This is a genomic window from Ruegeria sp. CH2 (assembly GCF_056537065.1).
This window is the reverse complement of record NZ_JBQFQV010000009.1, coordinates 45,987-63,999: the sequence shown is the minus strand read 5'-3', so window position 1 is coordinate 63,999 and position 18,013 is coordinate 45,987. Positions and strand designations below refer to the sequence as shown.

Below are 18,013 nucleotides of genomic sequence, written 5' to 3'. Positions count from 1 at the left end.
TCTGTCCTCAGGTGTTTTTGTAATCGGTCAGGGCCGTGCGAAACCGCGCGAGATTTTCACTTGTGTAGGCTGCATAGTCGAAGTCGATATCCGAGGTGATCTCGGACACCATGCTCCACATGGTTTCACGAAGCAGCGAGGCGCATTTCATCGCCGTATAGCGATGACGCAATTGGTTGGTGACGGGTGCCTGAAAGTAGGTTTCCAGAACCCAGTCCTCTTGTTCATTGGAAAGAGAGTTGTTCGAGGCCAGCCCACCCAAATCAAACAATGGCGAGTTGAAGCCCGCGTAGTCGAAATCGATCAGCCACAGGCGGGTGCCATCGTCCAGAAAGTTGCCGCAAAGCAGGTCGTTATGGCCAAACACGATTTCGTACGGCCCGGCCTCGGCTTCCAGATCATTTCCAATTTGCACAAGTTCAGGGATCAGGCCTTTATGCGAACTTCCATGATCGGTGAGGGTGGCGGCATAGTCGCGGATGACATGAAAGACCCAGAACACCAGCGACGGGCCGCGCAGGTGCTTGGGCACCTCAAGGTGGCAGGCTTTCACGAGCTCCAGCACTCGAGGCAGCATACTGGGGTCGCGTACGTCTTCTTCGATCAGAGTGCGGCTTTCGACGAATTCCAGCACTGTTAATTCGTTGGACGAAAACACTACAGCGGGTGACAGACCTGCAGCATGGGCGGCCTTACTGGCAGCCAGTTCGTTGAAGCGCATCACCTGGTGCAAAGGGATGTCGTCACCGACACGCACCACATAGGATCCACTGCTGTCAGTGACCTTGTAGTTCACATTTGTAATCCCACCCGTCAACGGGGTGGCTTTGATCTCGCCCTGCCAGATCGGTAGCTTGCGAATGCGGGTCATCAGGTCGGATTGGGTCATATCAACTCTCCATTCCAAAGCGGATGCGTGCCTGACGAGCGCTTGCGTTGATCAGCCTATCAGCGATGATGGCAATGAATGCGATGGACAGCCCTGCCACCAGACCTCGACCAGTGTCAGCCTTTGTCAGGGCAATGTAGACTTCCTGCCCCAGATCGCGGGTGCCAACGAGGGCGGTGATAACCAGCATGGACAGCGCCAGCATGATGGTCTGGTTAATACCCAAAAGGATTTCGGGCAGGGCCATGGGCAAGCGAATATGGCGCAGAAGTTGCGTGCGTGTGCACCCAGAGACCAATCCGGCCTCGATCAATTCCTCACTGACCGAGCGCACGCCATGGGCCGCATAACGTACGGCCGGGGCCAGTGCGTAAAGGACTATGGCAATCAGCGCAGTGAAATCGCCGACGCGAAACAGCATCACAACCGGGATCAGATAGACAAAGCTGGGCAATGTCTGCAGTGTATCAATCAACAGGTTGATCACCGTCCCGGCGCGTTTGTTCAGTGCAGCCACAACACCCAGTGGAACACCGATCAGGGTAGCAAGAAACACAGAGGCACCGCAGAGATAAACTGTCACCATTGCCTTGGCCCACAGTCCTGACACGAGGATCAGCGACGCCAGTCCTCCGCACAGCAGCGCCAGCCGCCAGCCCCCTGCGTGCCAACCCAGCAAGGTCAGCATGGCAATGGCCCAAGGCCATGGGATTCCCAGCAAAACCGTTTTGATCGGGATCATGAACCACGTCAGGAAGAAGATCTTGATCGCCTCGAACGTGTCAAAATAATTGATGTTCAGGTATTTGACCGTGTCATCCCAGAACCCGCCAGTGGTGATCGTCTGGCTTTCAGGATATTCCAGCAACAGGGGTGAAAACTGTCCCAGAACCCAGGTCAAAATCAGCAGGATCATTACCAGAACTGTCCGACGATGGCGGGTGATCCACGAGCCGGGGAGCTCGTGATGTACCTGCCCCATACGCTCAGCAAAAGCCTGACTTAGGCGATCGACGGCAATGGCCAGAACTACAATGGCAATACCGGCCTCGAACCCAGCGCCGATGTCCAGCCGGCGCAGTGCGGCAAGGACGTCAAACCCTAATCCTCCGGCCCCGATCATCGAGGCAATGATGACCATGTTCAGCGTCAGCATGATCACCTGATTGACGCCTACCATCAGACTGTGGCTGGCGGAAGGAACCAAAACGCGCCACATCAACTGCTTTTGCGTCGTGCCTGCCATGCGCCCGAAGTCCAAAATCTCGGGGTCGACGGCTCTCAAGGCAAGCGTGGTGATCCGCACCATGGGTGGTGTCGCATAGATGATAGTTGCAACAAGCGCCGAAATCGGTCCAAAGCCGAACATGAACAGAATTGGTACCAGATAGGCAAAGATCGGGATTGTCTGCATCAGGTCCAGAATGGGCGAGATAATGCGATCGAAAGTCAGGTGGCGATAGGCCAATATCCCCAACAACAGCCCGCCGCCCGCGCCAATCGGCACCGCAATCAGGACGGAGGCAAGCGTTACCATCGCGCTGTCCCACTGGCCAAAAACGGCCAGATAAGTGAAACAGCCGCCGACCAACGCCGCCAACCCCCAGTCCCGGCAATACTGTCCCAAAGCTATTACGGCGGTGATAACCACAATCCAGCTGATCGCAGGTAGGATGACTTGCGCATCGTTGCCTTGCCCGGTGACAAAACCCTCGGCCAGCAGGGACAAGACAAGGTCATAGGGCTGTTCTATCAACCAAGCAGCAGCGCGGGTAACGTCGGTGAACGAAACTGGGCCGATTGCAGCATCCTCGATCAGCCAGGACATTGCAGATGAGATATAAGTTTTGAACGGGACGACCCAAGCTGACGGGAATTTGGTGATCCAACGCGCATCGAGCGCTTTTCCCAGGTTGCTGCCGAAATACCCCAGCAGGATCGTGAGTCCGACAAGCAGCAGAATGATGAGCTGACTGCGGGACAGGCGGCTCATACCGCGTCCCCTTCACCGAATAGCACATGGGCCACAGCCTTGCGATCAATGGCGCCAATAACCAGACCATTGCTGTCTGTCACGGGAATTGGCGCATCTGCGGCGATGATCCGTTCCGCCACGGTCGAGACGCGGGTCGATTGCACAATGGGCTCACCTTCACCTGCAGCGCCGACGGTCATTACACCACCAACCGTCAAAACCTTGGAGCGCGGAATATGGCGCGTGAATTCAGCCACATATTCTGTCGCTGGATTCATCACCAGTTCTTCCGGGGTGGCGATCTGGATGACTTCACCATCCTTCATAATGGCGATGCGGTCGGCCAAGCGAACGGCTTCTTCAAAGTCGTGCGTGATAAAGACAATAGTCTTATGCAACCGTTCCTGGAGTCGCAGAAATTCGTCCTGCATTTCGCGCCGGATCAGCGGATCGAGGGCCGAAAAAGGCTCGTCCAGAAACCAAAGATCGGGCTCTGTCACCAACGATCGAGCAATGCCCACACGCTGTTGCTGACCACCCGAGAGCTCTCGTGGATAGTAGTCCTCGCGCCCCTTCAGGCCGACCAGTTCCACCACGTCTCTCGCCTTTGCGTCGGCTTCGTGTTTGGGCGTAGCCTGAATAGTCAGGGGGAACATCACATTCTGCAATACGGTCAGGTGCGGCAGCAGGGCAAAATGCTGAAACACCATGCCCATCTTGTGCCGGCGGATTTCAATCATTTCTTTCTCGCTGGCGCGCAGCAGGTCGGCGTCGTCGAACAGAACCTCACCGCTTGTAGGTTCGATCAACCTGGACAGACAACGAACCAGGGTTGATTTGCCTGAACCGGACAGGCCCATGATGATGAAGATTTCACCTTCAACGATTTCAATATTGGCGTTGCGTACCGCTCCGATCACACCCGCATTTCGAATGTCATCTGCCGATGGGTTCGGATTTTGCGCCAGAAGGGTCTCGGCGTTTGGACCGTAAAGCTTCCAAACGTTTCGGCAGGACAGTTTTGTTGTGGGAGTCATCAGTGGTGTCCGGGACTAAGACGGAAAAAGACCGAAGCGGTAGAGGAGAGCGGGGTAACCGCTTCGGCCAAGCAGATTATTTAGAGATCCAGCCAGACCAACGGTCCTTGTTCGTCTCCATCCAATCCGCGACAACTGCATCAATATCCACACCGTCCAGATCGGCTTTGCCGACCATGGCGCTCATCTCGTCGTTATTGATGTTATAGGCTTCGATGATGTCATACGCGCCCGGCCACTTTTCTTGCAGGCCAGACCAAGCAGCCTTCCAGATCGGACCGCGCGGTTTTCCGCAATCATAGGCCAAGGCCGGGTTCACACCGACGGACGGGTCGCTGTAGCACTCGGCCGAGTATGGCGGAAACTCCACGAATTCACCGTCATATTTGGCCGGGGCCCAGTGCGGAACATAGACCCACAGCATGATCGGATCTTCGCGCTGATATGCGGATTCCAGCTCTGCAAAAAGCGCAGCATCCGTGCCTGCGTGGACAACTTCAAACTCTAACTCTAACGCTTCGACGCGTTCTTCGTCGAAACCGCCCCAGGTCACGGGTCCGCCGACATAGCGCCCATTTGGCGAGGTTTCAGCCGTGGCAAATTCCCCTGCGCAGTCTTTCAGAGCTTCCCAGTTTGGCAAGCCGGGGCAGCGGTCTTTCATGTAAGTCGGGTACCACCATTCTTCGATCGCCATCAGACCGGTTTCACCAACGTTCACCACATTGCCAGAGGCGGTGGCTTCGTCCAGCGCTTCACGCCCGGTGGTTTCCCAGATTTCCATTGCCAGATGTAGATCACCTGTCTTCAGGCCCGCAAACTGAGCGATATAGTCTGCCTGTACATATTCAACGTTGTATCCGGCCTCTTGCAGGATTGATCCCATTATCTTGGTGTTGATCAGCTGCCCTGACCAATCATGCAACGTCAGTTTGATTGGGTCCGTCGATTCGGCGGCCCAAGAAGCCGAAGCAGTTACGCCAGCGACTAATGCCATTGCGTGTAGTGCATTGAATTTCCTGATCATGTTGTGCTCCCTGAATGTGGCTTTTTGAGTGTTTTTCGTTTATTACACTTCCATGCTGCGCCAATCTGACAACTACGTCAATAAAAACCACACTTCGCCACGACTATTCGTTATAATTCACACAAAAAGCCCCGAACGGCACCGTATTGGGCGTAATATTGTTTTATTGGGATGACTGCCGTATCCCCCTTTCAGGAGGTCGCATGTTAAAGCCACGAAAAACCACAAATCAGCGCGAAGAAGAAATCCTTCGCGAGCTGCAACATGCGGGCGGATCGTGCAGGGTCAGCCTCCTGGCTCAAAAACTGAATGTTTCCAATGAAACGATCCGGCGCAACGTCAAGGCGCTGGAAGAGCGCAAGATCGTGCGGAAGGTTCATGGCGGCGTACATCTTAGCGAAGACGCCATAGAGCCACCCTTTGAAAACCGCTTGGGAACGCAAGCACATGCGAAAGAAGCAATAGCCCGGGCAGTCGCAAATACAATTAGCGACGGGGATTCCCTATTTCTGGATATCGGTTCGACGACCGCCTACGTCGCGCTTGCGCTACGGAAACACAAAGACCTGTTTGTAGTTACAAATTCGGTTTTCGTCGCTTACACGTTGTCAAAGCACAACAACAACCGGGTGTTTCTGGCGGGTGGAGAACTGCGCGCCCATGATGGGGGCGCTTTCGGTGCAGAGGCATTGGATCTTGTGAAGCGTTTCAACGTACAGCTGGCAGTGTTCTCGGTTGGAGCCGTGAATGGCGATTTGGGCTTCATGCTTCATGATCTTGAAGAGGCCAATATCGCGCGTGCTGCAGCTGAAAATGCGCAGGTGCGCATCGTCGTAGCCGACAGCGGAAAATTCAACAAGCGGGCTCCGATATCTCTCCATAACATGGCCGGAATTGATGTTTTGTATACGGACCGCGTTCCTCCTGCCAACATCCTGGCCATGCTCGACAAAAATGAAATCGAAGTTGTTATCGCAGGGTCGGACTAGTGTCAGAACTGATAGATGTACCCAGCTTACAAAACTGCATCTTTGAGGAGATGGCAGCCTTTTAATGAGATCATGTTGAAATCTGTTAACGAACTATTCGATGGGGAAAACGTCAAATCGCGCATGTTCGTCAACCGGGCCTCATAGTTTGCGACACATCCGTTCTGAATGTGCAAACAAGTTGGCAATGCCGACTATTATACTGACACTGGACCTGTTGTTCCTCTAACAACACAATCCAGCTCGCAGCAAATTTTAAAATGTTCCGACTCATCTGACGTAATGTAATCGGTGAACTTGTCACCTGCGAGTTTACCGATGGCTTCGGCGGGGATTCGAATGGTGGTGAGCCCCGGCTCAACATCAGCCGATCCCTTGAAATCTCCGATGCCCATAATTGAAAGATCGCCGGGAACGTTTAACCCCAGTTTCTGGGCCGCAAACAAAGCGCCCTGCGCTATGACGTCATTTCCACATAACAAAGCCGTAAGTCGAGATGTTTCCGCCAAAAGGTTCAGCGCAGCCTGCTTGGCCTGCGAAACGCTGTAAGGAGCTTCAGATTCGTGCTCGCCCGGAACGGAGACACCCATATTTTGTAGCGCTTCGTGCACGGCGGAAAGTCGATGTTGCGCGCGGTCATTACCACTGGTCTTTGGAAAGATCAGCCCAATGTCACGATGCCCTAGGGCCAGCAGGTGCTCTGTTGCGAGACGGCCGGCCAACTGGTTGTCGGCCCCGACACAAGGAAGTTCCGAATCCTTTGAGTAGTTCCAAATCGCAAGTGCAGGTATTTTCTGCTGCGTGATCAACCGATTGGTGGCATCGGAATGCTCCAAGCCAACCAATGCCACGCCGTCCACACGATGTTCAAGAAACTTGCGGACCATCGCGTATTCCCGATCTAGATCATACCCGTGCGACGCCAGTAGAAGGCTGAATCCTGCCTTGTCGATAGAGTCGGAAAAAGCCTGAATGACCTCGGCGAAGATGGCATGGTTGATAGTTGGTACGACCAGGCCAATCGTTCCTGACCGTTTGCCATGCATTGTTTGAGCGGCACGATTGCGGATATACCCGAGCCGCTGCACTGCCCTGTTGATCTTTTTGCGAGTCGCAGGGCTGACCAGATCAGGGTGATTGAAGGTACGAGAAACCGTAGACGGTGAAACCTTCGCGGCCTTTGCGACTGCAACGATATCGACTTTACCATGCTGAAAATTAGACATAATTTTGTCCTGTTCGGTCGATTTTATGAAAACATTTGCAATACTATTTTCATCCCCTAACCTGATTTGTCAACAAACCAAAAGTGCAGACAAACGGGTTGGGAGGCACTGGATGGAATTCATTTACTACTTCGGGGATGTGTTCACACCGATGTCCTTCTTGCTGCTTTTGGGCGGCACGATCGGAGGGCTGATCCTGGGCGCGACACCAGGCTTGTCACCAACGATGGCGGTTGCCCTTTTGATTCCGTTCACCTTCCAGCTTGAGGCCGCACAGGGGCTGATCTTGCTGGGAGCCGCCTATACCTCGACCGTTGCTGGTGGCGCGGTGAGTGCAATTCTACTGAAAATCCCAGGCGCTCCAGCCAATATTGCCACCACTCTGGACGGCCACACCATGGCCAAGCAGGGACAAGGGGCGCGGGCGCTGCAACTGTCGTTTCTGGCCTCGGCGGTTGGCGGCATCTTCGGTGTGCTCCTATTGATCTTTCTGACACCGGTTTTGGCCAAATGGGCGCTGGCGTTTGGCCCCTCACACCTGTTCTGGCTGGCCATTTTAGGGGTGACTGTGATCGGCACGCTGGATTCTGCATCCGTGGTCAAAGGTTTGCTATCGGGTTGTATCGGATTGTGGCTGGCGACAGTCGGTTTCGACGACATTATGGGCGCGCAACGCTTTATCTTTCACCCTGCACTGGGCGGCGGCATCAACATTATCGCGGCGCTGATCGGTCTGTTCGCGATCCCTCAGGTGCTGACGATGTTTGCAAAGGGACGCCACGACACGGGTGCTGAAGTCATCGAAGTACAGCGCCATTCGATCATGGCCGCATTGCGAGAACTGTTCAGCCGCACCCGAGCACTTAGCATCGGCACACTGACAGGTTCCATCATTGGCCTGATCCCAGGCGTTGGCGGGCAAATTGCCGGGCTGGTTGCCTATGATCAGAGTAAGAAGTTTTCAGCCGAGAAGGACAAGTTCGGCACGGGTCATTCCGAGGGCGTAATTGCCGCGGAGTCCGCCAACAATGCGATGGTGGGCCCATCTCTGGTACCGTTGTTGACCTTGTCGATCCCGGGTAGCCCAACCGCAGCCGTTTTGCTGGGCGGGCTGCTGATTCACGGAATTTTTCCGGGCTCGGATCTGTTCGACAACCACCCGGACGTTGCGTGGACGTTCATAAACTCCATGCTGATCGGCCAGGTCCTGATGTGCGTCTTCGGCCTATACATTGCTGGTCTGGCCGCGCGTGTCGCGCAGGTGCCGCAATCGGTCATGGCGGCCGTTGTTTTGGCCCTTTCGGTCTTCGGCGCCTACTCGGTTCAGAGTTCGATGGGGGATGTCTATGTCATGGCGTGCCTTGGCATTGGGATGTTCTTTCTGGAACGATTTGGATTCTCGGCTGCTCCGTTGGTACTGGGATTGATCCTTGGTCCGATTGCCGAAGCCAACTTCATTCAGGGCGGAATGATCGCGGACGCGACCGTCGGCAAGGCCTCTTACTTCCTGACGGGCGGATTGAATCTTCTGCTGATCGCCGTTGTACTGGCTTCAATTGCCTACTCGGTTTGGATGGAACTTCGCCACCGGCGCTATACCACCAAAGAGGAGGCACAGGCATGAACCGCACACAACACATAATCGGGTCGGGTTTGGTTTTTGCCGTAGGACTTTGGGTAACCTGGGTCAGCTTTACTCAACAACCGGTCGAGGCATTTCTGTTTCCGCGTCTTATCGCTTCGGTCTTTGTGGTTTTGGCAGGGTGGACCTTCGGCAAAGCGCTGATGGGATTGTCCAAGGTAGGCAACGGCGTGACCCGCATGATGTTCATCAACATGCTGCCGGGCCTGTTCGTCACCCTTATCTATGTCTTCTGGGCGTCCAAATCGCTGGGGTTCTACACAGCAACGGCAATCGCGTTTTTCATTCTGCTGTCGATTTACGATCCAGACCCACATTCCGAAGCCAAAACCTGGGTCAAGCGCGGTGTCATCACAGCGATCTTTGTGGCGGTGATGTACGGGCTCTTTGCCATGCTTCTGCAAGTCTACACACCAAGGGAATTTCTGTTCTGACCGCAAGGGATGCGGGTGAACCAAAATAGGGAGGAAACGCAAATGAAACGGTTGATTACAGGGGCAGCACTGGCCCTCACGAGCCTGACGGGCGCGGCGGTTGCCGAGGAGTATCCCGAACGCCCAATCATGATGATGGTCAGTTACGGCGCTGGTGGCGCAACCGACTTTCAGGCGCGGATTGTCACCATGACATCCGGGAATGAAGACGCGCTGGGAATGCCAATCGCCATCATAAACAAACCCGGCGCCGGAGGGCGTGTGGGTTGGAACTGGTTCGCAACCCAGGCCGACGCCGATGGCTACACGCTTGCTGCCTACAATGTTCCACATTTCATCGCCCAATCGATTAAGGGTGGGGTCGAGTATTCGGTCGACAGCTTTGAGCCCATCGCCAACTGGGGTGCTGACCCGGCTGTCTTCGTGGTTGGTGCGGACAGCCCGTTCAACTCGATGGAAGGTGTTGTCGCATATGCCAAGGAAAACCCCGGCAAGCTTACCGTGTCCGGGGCTGGGCTTTTTGTTGGTCACCACATTGCGGCTCTTCAAATCGACAAGGCTGCAGGAACAACGATGGCCTATATCCCGACCAAAGGTGGCGGCGCAGCGGCCATGAAAGCGGTAATTGCTGGCGAAGTCATGGGTGGTATAAACAACCTGTCGGATGCGTTCCGCGCAAAAGAGGCGGGCAACGTCAAAATCCTGGGTGTCGCAGATCTTGAGCGAAACGCGTTCCTGCCCGACGTGCCGACTATGATGGAACAGGGGCTTGATGTCGACAACTCGTCGGTCAATTTCCGGGGCGTGATGGTGCCCAAGGGAACGCCGCCCGAGGTGATCGAGAAACTTGCGGAAACGGTTCCCGAGATGTTCGCCAACGATCGTGTGGTGAAAAAGATGGAAGCTGGCGGATCGCCCATGCACATCATGACACGCGATGAAGTGATCAAGATGTGGGAGAAACGTCAGCAAACACTGAACGAATTGTTGGCTGGGCTCTGAACCAGTCAACTCCCTACGGGGCGGAGTGGGTCCGCCCCGATCAAACAATCGAGGACCGAGATGAACGCTCAGGAAGGGGTTTCCCCCCAGATCGACGAAGTTAATCGCATAGTAGCGCATGCGCGCAAGGCCCAAGCGACCTTTGAAGAAAGCGGCAGTCAGGCGCTGTACGACAAGGCGGCGCTGGCGGCGGGATGGGCAATCATGGAGCCAACACGCAATCGGGCACTGGCCGAAATCGCTGTTGCGACCACCGGTCTGGGTAATGTTCCGGACAAGATTACAAAGAACCACCGCAAGACTCTGGGCTTGTTGCGCGATATCGCTGACGTGAAAACCCACGGCATCATTAGCGACAATCCAGCAACCGGCATGACCGAGATTGCACGCCCAATCGGTGTAATCGGTGCTGTGGTTCCATCGACCAACCCCGCTGCGACGCCGGCGAACAATATCATCAATGCGCTCAAAGGAGGCAACTCCATCGTGGTGGCACCATCCCCCAAAGGAGTCGCTTCCTGCGAGATGCTGATCGCTTTTATCCATTCAGAGTTTGACAAGCTCGGCCTCGATCGCGATCTGGTCCAGATGATCCCTGCGCCCGGATCCAAGGCCAAGACACAAAGGTTGATGGAAGCCGTAGATCGCGTGATCTGTACCGGCAGTCAGAACAACGTCCAACGCGCACAATCCTGTGGAACGCCAGCAGTGGCGGTTGGTGCGGGCAATGTGACGGTGATTGTGGACGAAACCGCAGATCTGGCCGCAGCTGCTTTCAGGATCACGGCATCGAAATGCTTCGACAACGCGACGTCCTGCTCGTCTGAAAATGCGCTGGTTGTTGTAGATGCGGTCTATGACGCCTTTGTCGCCGCGATCGCCGTTGAAGGCGGTGCCTTGGTACCATCTTCCGAGGCTGGAAACATCATCGCACGGCTGTGGCCCGATGGGCATCTCAACCGATCTGTAATCGCGCAGGACGCTGGCAAGATGCTTGAAGCACTGGATATGGCGGATAAGGTCCCCGAAGGGACCAAGTTCCTAGCCGTGGAAACTGACGGAATTGGCCCGGATCATCCTTTGTCGGGGGAAAAGCTCAGCCGGGTTCTGGCGCTTTATCGAGCGGCAAATTTTGAAGAAGCCAAGGTAATCGCGGCTCGTATTCTGGAACACCAGGGCGCGGGGCATTCTGTCGGAATCCATACCAGCGACGACGCGCGCGCGGTTGGGTTGGGTCGTGACCTGCCCACCTGCCGGGTCATTGTAAACCAGGCGCATACCTTTGCCACTGGTGGCAGCTTCACCAACTGCATGCCCTTTTCGCTGTCAATGGGCTGCGGCAGTTGGGGAGGCAATTCCATCGACACCAATCTGCATTGGCGGCATTTCGTACAAACGACAAAGATCATCCGTGAAACGCCGCCGCGCGAGCCCGAATTGGAAGCGATATTTGGCGGCTATTGGTCGGAGGCGGGGCAATGATCGAACCACCCAAGGGAACCGTCCGGGACTGGCTTGACCGTCGGGCAAGCCGCGGGGGAACCGGGTTCGTTTTCCCGGACGGGGCGCGGGACCTGAATTGGGGTGAATTGCGTGACTCAGCTCGCCGCATCGCAAGCATGTTGACCGAACGGGGTGTGGCGAAGGGAGAAAGCGTCGCCATCCTCTACCCCAATTGCCGGGAAGCGCTTGAGGTCCTTTTTGGCGTTCTCTATGGCGGATTTCGGGCCACGATGATCAATCTTGTCGCGGGTGACAGCGCCGTTGCCTATGCGCTGGAACACAGCGGCGCGTGCTATGGATTTGTACATTCCGATCAAACGGACCTGTTCAGGCGAACGGCCAATCCTGCGAGAATCAAACAGTTGAAGGTGGCAGATGCCGTTGAGTCCGGCAGCAACCTGCATAGCCTCTCGCCTCATAGCCACGCTTTGTTGATGTATACATCCGGAACAACCGGTCGCCCCAAGGGGGTGGTCCACACACATTCCAGCCTGTTGGCAGGGGGTTGGACGACCAAAATTGCCCATGAATTGTCCGAGGCTGATCGCGGGTTTTGCGTCTTGCCGATCTATCATATTAACGGGCTCTGCGTGACGGTGATGGGAACACTGGTCTCAGGCGGATCGTTGGCCATGTGCGAACGATTTTCTTCCAGCAAATTCTGGGACAATCTTGGAAAGGCCGAGGCAACGTGGTTCTCGGTCGTTCCGACCATTATCTCGCATCTGCTGCACTCTGAGACTAGTCCGGATGCGCAAACCCGGCAACGCGTGCGTTTCGGGCGCTCTGCGTCGTCAGCCTTGGCGCCGGACGTGCAGCGTGGCTTTGAGGATCGTTTCGAAATCCCAATCGTGGAAACCATGGGCTTGACGGAAACTGCCGCTCAGATTCTGTCAAACCCGCTGCCCCCCGGCGTTCGGAAGATTGGTTCACCCGGCATTGCATATGGAAATGAGGTTGCAATTCTGGACGCGGAATTTCGGCCTGTACCTACCGGAACAGAAGGTGAGTTGGTCATACGCGGTCCGAATGTGATGCTGGAGTACCTCAATGACCCGGATGCTACTGCGGGCACATTTACTTCGGATGGCTGGTTGCTGACCGGAGATCTCGCCCGCATGGATCAGGACGGGTATGTTTATGTGACCGGTCGATTGAAAGAACTGATCATTAAGGGAGGGGAGAATATAGCCCCTCGTGAGATTGACGAGGCACTTTATTCACACCCCGACGTTGTTGAAGCTGCGGCCTTTGCCCGCCCTTGCAAAAGCTACGGTGAAACCGTCGAGGCAGCGGTAAAAATTCGAGAAGGTTCTGAATTGACGCCGCAAGCTTTGTCAAAGATCTGTGAGTCCCAGCTAGGCCGTTTCAAGTCTCCTGACAAAGTTCACATTCTGATTGATCTTCCAAAGGGCCCGTCGGGAAAGATCCAGAGAAACAGGATCCTACAAATCGTTAGCGAGGAGGCGAGCGACTTGAAGATGTAGATGGCAATGCCGGTCCGACTCTACCTGAAAAATAAATGCCAAAACAAAAGCGGGAATAGCCACAAAGGCAATTACCGACGCCAGCTTCAGCAGTGCCGAAAGCCTTTCAATCGTCATGATAAGCGTGTTTCCATCAACGGTTCTAGGCACCCGTTGTGGCAGGTGCCTGAACGCCTCTCCTCTTTCAGAGCGATCTTACTCAACCGCCACCGTCACCGAGATTACCTTGCAGGTAAAACGCAAAGCTGCTTCGGTGCCGTTCGCTTTGGCCATCGGTGTGGAAAGGTCGAAGCCAACGTCTGCTGTATCGTCCGCCGAAAAGATGATGGCCTGCGTCTGGTCGGTCCTGCCCTGTGCCACCTGCATCTCGTCAACAAAGAGGGTGCCGTCCCACCTTTGCCAGGGCTTCCACCGTCATAATCGAAATCGAGGACGATTTCATGAGTACCTTCGGTCACAGGTTCGGACGCCGAAACGGTAAATATCTCGATCCCCAACCAGTTGTAGGCATAGGCTGGAACGCCATTTTCAACATAAAACGACCAGCCGCCAAAGCGGCCCGCTTGTGCGATAATAGCTCGGTGGTCTTCGTTAGAAGGTTCTTCGATATGTTCTGCAATGCGTTTGGAGAGGTGCTGGATATTCGGGGTCATGCCGGTCATGCCACTGCAATCGCCGAAGCTGCATGACGACGGAAAGGCCCATGCGATCACCCGAACTACTCGGCGCGCTCAACTCTGTGCAACAGAGCCTGACAAAGCTCAGTGATCTGACCCGTGGTATTCTGAACCGTGTGATACATGTAATGGACCACAGGCTTGCTGAAATGACGTCACTGATTCGCGTATTTTTTGGTTTGTCCGAGGCCAGAATGCAGTCGCCATTCGGGCACGAAGGATTGTTCGGATTTCGCGTGGCTTCACGAAAATGTCACGAAGACCGAGCTGATCCTCAGAAAATTGCCAGCGATAGGTCGTTGGAGATATTTCTGCTTGTGGTTGCCTAAAATTTCATCAAGGCTTTATCCCAGAGCCAAAAGATGTCACGGTTCAACGCAGTGAAAGACAACTTTCGCAACTTCTTTACCGACAGAAACCAAGAAAGCTGCGACGCAGTGTTCCTTGCGAATTGGCAAAACCAAAATCGAAATGAACGAAGTCCCAGCGGGCGTCGGTCTAATCCGGCTGCTGCGTGCGACCCCGATCAAGTGGGGCCGCGCGGCGACGAACATATGGGAGAGAAATCATGAACAGATACATTCGGAACTCAATGGCGGGGCTTTTGTCGTCGACCATGATCACAGGTGCCGCGTTTGCCGCTGGCACGCATCCTGAAACCGGCGAAGCGCTGGCGGACGATCAAACCTTTACCTACCGCATTCTGGACGAGCACAGCTCGGTCGATCCGCAGGTTGTCGAAGACGTTTCCGGTGCTGAAATTGTACGCGACCTGTTTGAAGGGCTGATGAACCAGGATGAGGATGGCAATCTGGTTCCGGGCGTTGCCACAGGTTACACCGTCGATGACAGCAAGAAAGTCTATACCTTCACACTGCGCGGCGATGCTAAATGGTCGAATGGCGACCCGGTAACCGCCGGAGATTTCGTTTTCGCATGGAAACGCGCTGTTGATCCGGCGCTGTCCTCTCCTTACGCGTGGTTCATGGAGCTGATGTCGATCGAAAACGCATCAGCGATCATCGCAGGCGAAAAGCCGGTTGATGATCTGGGTGTCAAAGCCATCGATGACACGACCCTGGAAGTCACGCTGAGCGCGCCGCTGCCGTATTTCCCGCAGATGACAACGCATTCGACGACCTTCCCGGCACCTCAGAAGGTGATCGCGGAATTTGGCGATGAATGGACCAAGCCCGGAAACATCGTGTCGAATGGCGCGTATGTTTTGACCGAGCACCTGCCGCAGGAACGTTCGGTACGTGAGCGCAACGAGATGTACTGGGACAATGACAACACCATCATCGACAAGGTTGTGGCACTGGTCATCAATGACGAAAACGTAGCCCTGACCCGCTATCTGGCCGGTGAACTGGACCGGACCGAAGTTCCCGCCGGTCAATTCCCGCGTCTGCAGGAAGAGCATCCGGGCGAGGCTATCAGCTTCCCGCGCCTGTGCAACTACTACTACACGTTTAACGTGTCGGACAGCGGCCCTGAAGAATTCAAGGATCCCAAAGTTCGTCAGGCCCTGTCGCTAGCCGTTGACCGGGACATCATTACCAAGAATATCAAGGCCGGTGGCGAGCCGCCCGCGTATACATTCGTGCCAGAAGCAACCGCAGGTTTTACTGTCCCGGTCGTTGAAATGGCATCGATGAGCCAGGCTGAGCGCGATGAACTGGCCAAGGAACTGCTGGCCGAGGCCGGCTTCGGCGCGGATAACCCTCTGACCTTCTCGATGGTCTACAACACTTCGGAAGCCCACAAGAAAGTTGCCGTCGCGCTGAGCCAGATGTGGAAGCAAAAACTGGGCGCCAATGTTGAACTGGCCAACATGGAATGGAAAGTCTTCCTGGAAGAGCGGGGCAACCAGAACTTTGATCTGGCCCGCGGCGCGTGGTGTGGTGACTATAACGAAGCCTCAACCTTCCTTGACCTGTTGCAGTCGGATTCGGGCTACAACGACGGCAAGTATAACAATGCCCGCGTGGACGAGTTGCTGGCCGAAGCCAAAACTTCGGACGATCCGGCACCGCTGTACACCGAGGTCGAGCGTATTATCGCTCAGGAAACCCCCGTTATCCCGATCTATCACTATGCTGGTGTCTACATGATGGATAGCGATGTCGGAAACTGGCCGGTCAAAAACGTAGAGCAAAACTGGTACTCCAAGAACCTCTACAAAATCGCCGAGTAATCATCTTCTGACCATGACCTGCCCCGAAGTTTTCTTCGGGGCAGCGCCATCTATTGGGGGCATTGAATGCTTGCCTATGTCATTCGGCGGGTCCTGACCGCCATACCGACGATTCTGCTGCTGATCGTCGCCTGTTTCTTCTTGATGCACTATGCGCCCGGTGGGCCCTTTACCTCGGAACGGACATTGCCGCCGCAGGTTCTGGCCAATATCGAGGCGCGGTACGGCCTGGACCAGCCGTTGTGGAAGCAACTCTGGGATTATCTGTACAATATCGTTGTGCATTTCGACTTTGGCCCGTCTTTCAAGTTCAAGGACCGCGATGTGAACGACATCATCGCGCAGGGCTTTCCGATCTCGCTGACCTATGGGTCGCTGTCCTTTCTGGTCGCTACTGTGGTGGGCATCGGACTGGGGATTGCCGCCGCAATCCGGCACAACAGCTGGATCGACTACTTTGCGGTTGGGCTGGGGATTGCAGCGCAGGCGCTGCCCAACTTCATCATGGGTCCGATCCTGATCCTGACATTCACCCTGTGGCTGGGATGGTTGCCCGGCGGCGGGTGGAATGGTGGTCAGTGGCCCTATCTGATCATGCCGGTTATCGCCCTTGCGACATCTTACATGGGATCGATTGCACGGATCACCCGGTCTTCAATGCTGGAGGTTCTGAATTCGAACTTCATCAGAACCGCCCGTGCCAAGGGCCTGCCGACTAGAACCGTGATCTGGCGTCATGCGATGAAGCCGACCTTGCTGCCGGTCGTATCTTATCTGGGACCGGTGTTTGTCTATGTGCTGACCGGATCCGTCTTTGTTGACATCTATTTCTCGACCGGTGGTCTGGGGCAGGCTTATGTCGGCTCGGCCTTATCACGCGACTATGCCGTGCTGCTTGGGGTTACGATCCTCTATGGCGTTCTGACCGTTCTGGTAAACCTGCTGACCGATCTGGCCTATGCCTGGTTCGATCCGAAGATCCGCTACTGAGGGGCTGGATATGCTAGGAAAATCACAAAAAGCCGCGCATCTGGCCGAAGAAATCACCGATTATACAGCCGTTCAGGGGCGTTCGCTCTGGCAGGATGCGCGAATGCGTTTTGTACGAAACAAAGCGGCAATGGCCAGCGTGTTCATTCTGCTGCTTATCGTGCTGTTCACGATCATAGGACCGTATTTTGCGGTCTGGAGCAATGAAGAGATCGACTGGAATGTCATGGGCGATGTCCGGGGCATGGGAATGCCGTCGATGGAAACGGGTCACTATTTCGGTGTCGATGATTTGGGGCGCGATTTGTACAGCCGCGTCATTCAGGCAACCACGACGTCCCTGCTTGTGGGGTTGATCGGGGCGGCGACCGCTTTGATCGTTGGTACGTGTTACGGCATTACTGCCGGGTATTTTGGCGGGCGGACGGATGGCGCGATGATGCGTTTTGTCGACATCCTTCTGGCTATCCCGACAACTCTGATCATCATCCTTCTGCTGGTTGTTGCCGGGCGATCCTTCTTCACGCTTTTCATCGCACTGGGCGCGGTTGGATGGCTGACCATGTCACGCATTGTGCGCGGGCAGACGCTTGCCCTGAAGAACCGCGAATTCATCGAGGCTGCTCGCGCCGCAGGCGTCAGTGAATTCACGATCATGTATCGCCATATCCTGCCCAATCTGCTGGGTGTCGTGATCGTCTATGCGTCGCTTCTGGTGCCCGAGATGATCCTGACCGAAAGCTTCATCTCATTCCTGGGACTGGGGATCTCCGAACCTTACACGTCGCTGGGAAGGCTGATCGCAGAAGGGGCGGGAACCATGGGCTATGGAACGCTGTGGCAATTGATGTTCCCACTGACATTCTATGTCGCCATTATCATCACGATGTTCTTCATCGGCGATGGTCTGCGTGACGCTTTGGACCCGAAGGACCGCTGAT

Annotated in this window: 17 protein-coding genes; 11 read left to right on the top strand and 6 right to left on the bottom strand. The window is 55.2% G+C overall.

Features of this window, described 5'->3' with window-relative positions:
• Window positions 1-7 precede the first annotated feature (7 nt).
• The 4 genes from ACR0M9_RS13280 to ACR0M9_RS13265 form a co-directional block, all read right to left on the bottom strand.
• Window positions 8-889 carry a phosphotransferase gene (locus tag ACR0M9_RS13280; RefSeq protein ID WP_480483477.1) on the bottom strand — a complete coding sequence of 294 codons (882 nt, stop codon included), beginning with the start codon at window positions 887-889 and terminating at the stop codon, window positions 8-10.
• Window position 890: 1 nt separating this feature from the next.
• Window positions 891-2,882, bottom strand: coding sequence for an ABC transporter permease (locus ACR0M9_RS13275; RefSeq protein WP_480773824.1), 1,992 nt, complete (start codon window positions 2,880-2,882; stop codon window positions 891-893).
• A complete protein-coding gene (locus ACR0M9_RS13270; protein ID WP_480546022.1) occupies window positions 2,879-3,901 on the bottom strand; it encodes a quaternary amine ABC transporter ATP-binding protein in 1,023 nt (340 codons plus the stop codon). The genes ACR0M9_RS13275 and ACR0M9_RS13270 overlap by 4 nt, the downstream gene beginning before the upstream one ends.
• 76 nt (window positions 3,902-3,977) lie before the next feature.
• Window positions 3,978-4,925, bottom strand: a complete 948-nt coding sequence (locus tag ACR0M9_RS13265) for an ABC transporter substrate-binding protein (protein WP_480488010.1) — start codon at window positions 4,923-4,925, stop codon at window positions 3,978-3,980.
• A gap of 203 nt (window positions 4,926-5,128) precedes the next feature.
• Here ACR0M9_RS13265 and ACR0M9_RS13260 point away from each other — a divergent pair, with 203 nt between their 5' ends.
• Complete coding sequence (locus tag ACR0M9_RS13260; RefSeq protein WP_480483469.1) at window positions 5,129-5,914, top strand: DeoR/GlpR family DNA-binding transcription regulator; 786 nt, start codon at window positions 5,129-5,131, stop codon at window positions 5,912-5,914.
• Window positions 5,915-6,111: 197 nt separating this feature from the next.
• Here the strand turns inward: ACR0M9_RS13260 and ACR0M9_RS13255 are convergent, their stop codons facing one another.
• Complete coding sequence (locus ACR0M9_RS13255) at window positions 6,112-7,140, bottom strand: LacI family DNA-binding transcriptional regulator (RefSeq protein ID WP_480773823.1); 1,029 nt, start codon at window positions 7,138-7,140, stop codon at window positions 6,112-6,114.
• 112 nt (window positions 7,141-7,252) lie between these two features.
• On the opposite strand from ACR0M9_RS13255, the gene ACR0M9_RS13250 reads away from it, so the two are divergent.
• Genes ACR0M9_RS13250 through ACR0M9_RS13230 form a run of 5 tightly spaced genes read left to right on the top strand, consistent with a single transcriptional unit; the run spans window position 7,253 to window position 13,208 of the window.
• Entirely contained in the window at window positions 7,253-8,764 is a 1,512-nt protein-coding gene (locus tag ACR0M9_RS13250) for a tripartite tricarboxylate transporter permease (RefSeq protein WP_480488014.1), read from the top strand.
• On the top strand, window positions 8,761-9,216 hold the full coding sequence (locus tag ACR0M9_RS13245) for a tripartite tricarboxylate transporter TctB family protein (RefSeq protein ID WP_480483463.1): 456 nt from the start codon (window positions 8,761-8,763) through the stop codon (window positions 9,214-9,216). Before ACR0M9_RS13250 ends, ACR0M9_RS13245 begins: the two co-directional genes overlap by 4 nt.
• A 42-nt stretch (window positions 9,217-9,258) precedes the next feature.
• Window positions 9,259-10,218: a Bug family tripartite tricarboxylate transporter substrate binding protein gene (locus tag ACR0M9_RS13240; RefSeq protein WP_480488016.1), complete on the top strand. Its 960-nt coding sequence runs from the start codon at window positions 9,259-9,261 to the stop codon at window positions 10,216-10,218.
• Between the two features lie 60 nt (window positions 10,219-10,278).
• On the top strand, window positions 10,279-11,700 hold the full coding sequence (gene sauS / locus ACR0M9_RS13235) for an acylating sulfoacetaldehyde dehydrogenase (protein WP_480773822.1): 1,422 nt from the start codon (window positions 10,279-10,281) through the stop codon (window positions 11,698-11,700).
• A complete protein-coding gene (locus ACR0M9_RS13230) occupies window positions 11,697-13,208 on the top strand; it encodes a class I adenylate-forming enzyme family protein (protein ID WP_480773821.1) in 1,512 nt (503 codons plus the stop codon). Before sauS ends, ACR0M9_RS13230 begins: the two co-directional genes overlap by 4 nt.
• 195 nt (window positions 13,209-13,403) lie before the next feature.
• Here the strand turns inward: ACR0M9_RS13230 and ACR0M9_RS13225 are convergent, their stop codons facing one another.
• Entirely contained in the window at window positions 13,404-13,574 is a 171-nt protein-coding gene (locus ACR0M9_RS13225) for a hypothetical protein (protein WP_480773820.1), read from the bottom strand.
• Between the two features lie 74 nt (window positions 13,575-13,648).
• Here ACR0M9_RS13225 and ACR0M9_RS13220 point away from each other — a divergent pair, with 74 nt between their 5' ends.
• The 5 genes from ACR0M9_RS13220 (at window position 13,649) to ACR0M9_RS13200 (ending at window position 18,012) form a co-directional block, all read left to right on the top strand.
• Window positions 13,649-13,897: a hypothetical protein gene (locus ACR0M9_RS13220; RefSeq protein ID WP_480773819.1), complete on the top strand. Its 249-nt coding sequence runs from the start codon at window positions 13,649-13,651 to the stop codon at window positions 13,895-13,897.
• Window positions 13,898-13,911: 14 nt separating this feature from the next.
• Window positions 13,912-14,214 carry a hypothetical protein gene (locus tag ACR0M9_RS13215; protein ID WP_480773818.1) on the top strand — a complete coding sequence of 101 codons (303 nt, stop codon included), beginning with the start codon at window positions 13,912-13,914 and terminating at the stop codon, window positions 14,212-14,214.
• A gap of 239 nt (window positions 14,215-14,453) precedes the next feature.
• The gene (locus tag ACR0M9_RS13210) at window positions 14,454-16,082 is read left to right on the top strand and encodes a peptide ABC transporter substrate-binding protein (RefSeq protein WP_480773817.1); all 1,629 of its coding nucleotides are present in this window, start codon (window positions 14,454-14,456) and stop codon (window positions 16,080-16,082) included.
• A 66-nt stretch (window positions 16,083-16,148) separates the two neighbouring features.
• Entirely contained in the window at window positions 16,149-17,072 is a 924-nt protein-coding gene (gene oppB, locus ACR0M9_RS13205; protein WP_209507493.1) for an oligopeptide ABC transporter permease OppB, read from the top strand.
• A gap of 10 nt (window positions 17,073-17,082) precedes the next feature.
• Window positions 17,083-18,012, top strand: a complete 930-nt coding sequence (locus ACR0M9_RS13200; protein ID WP_209507494.1) for an ABC transporter permease subunit — start codon at window positions 17,083-17,085, stop codon at window positions 18,010-18,012.
• Window position 18,013 lies beyond the last annotated feature (1 nt).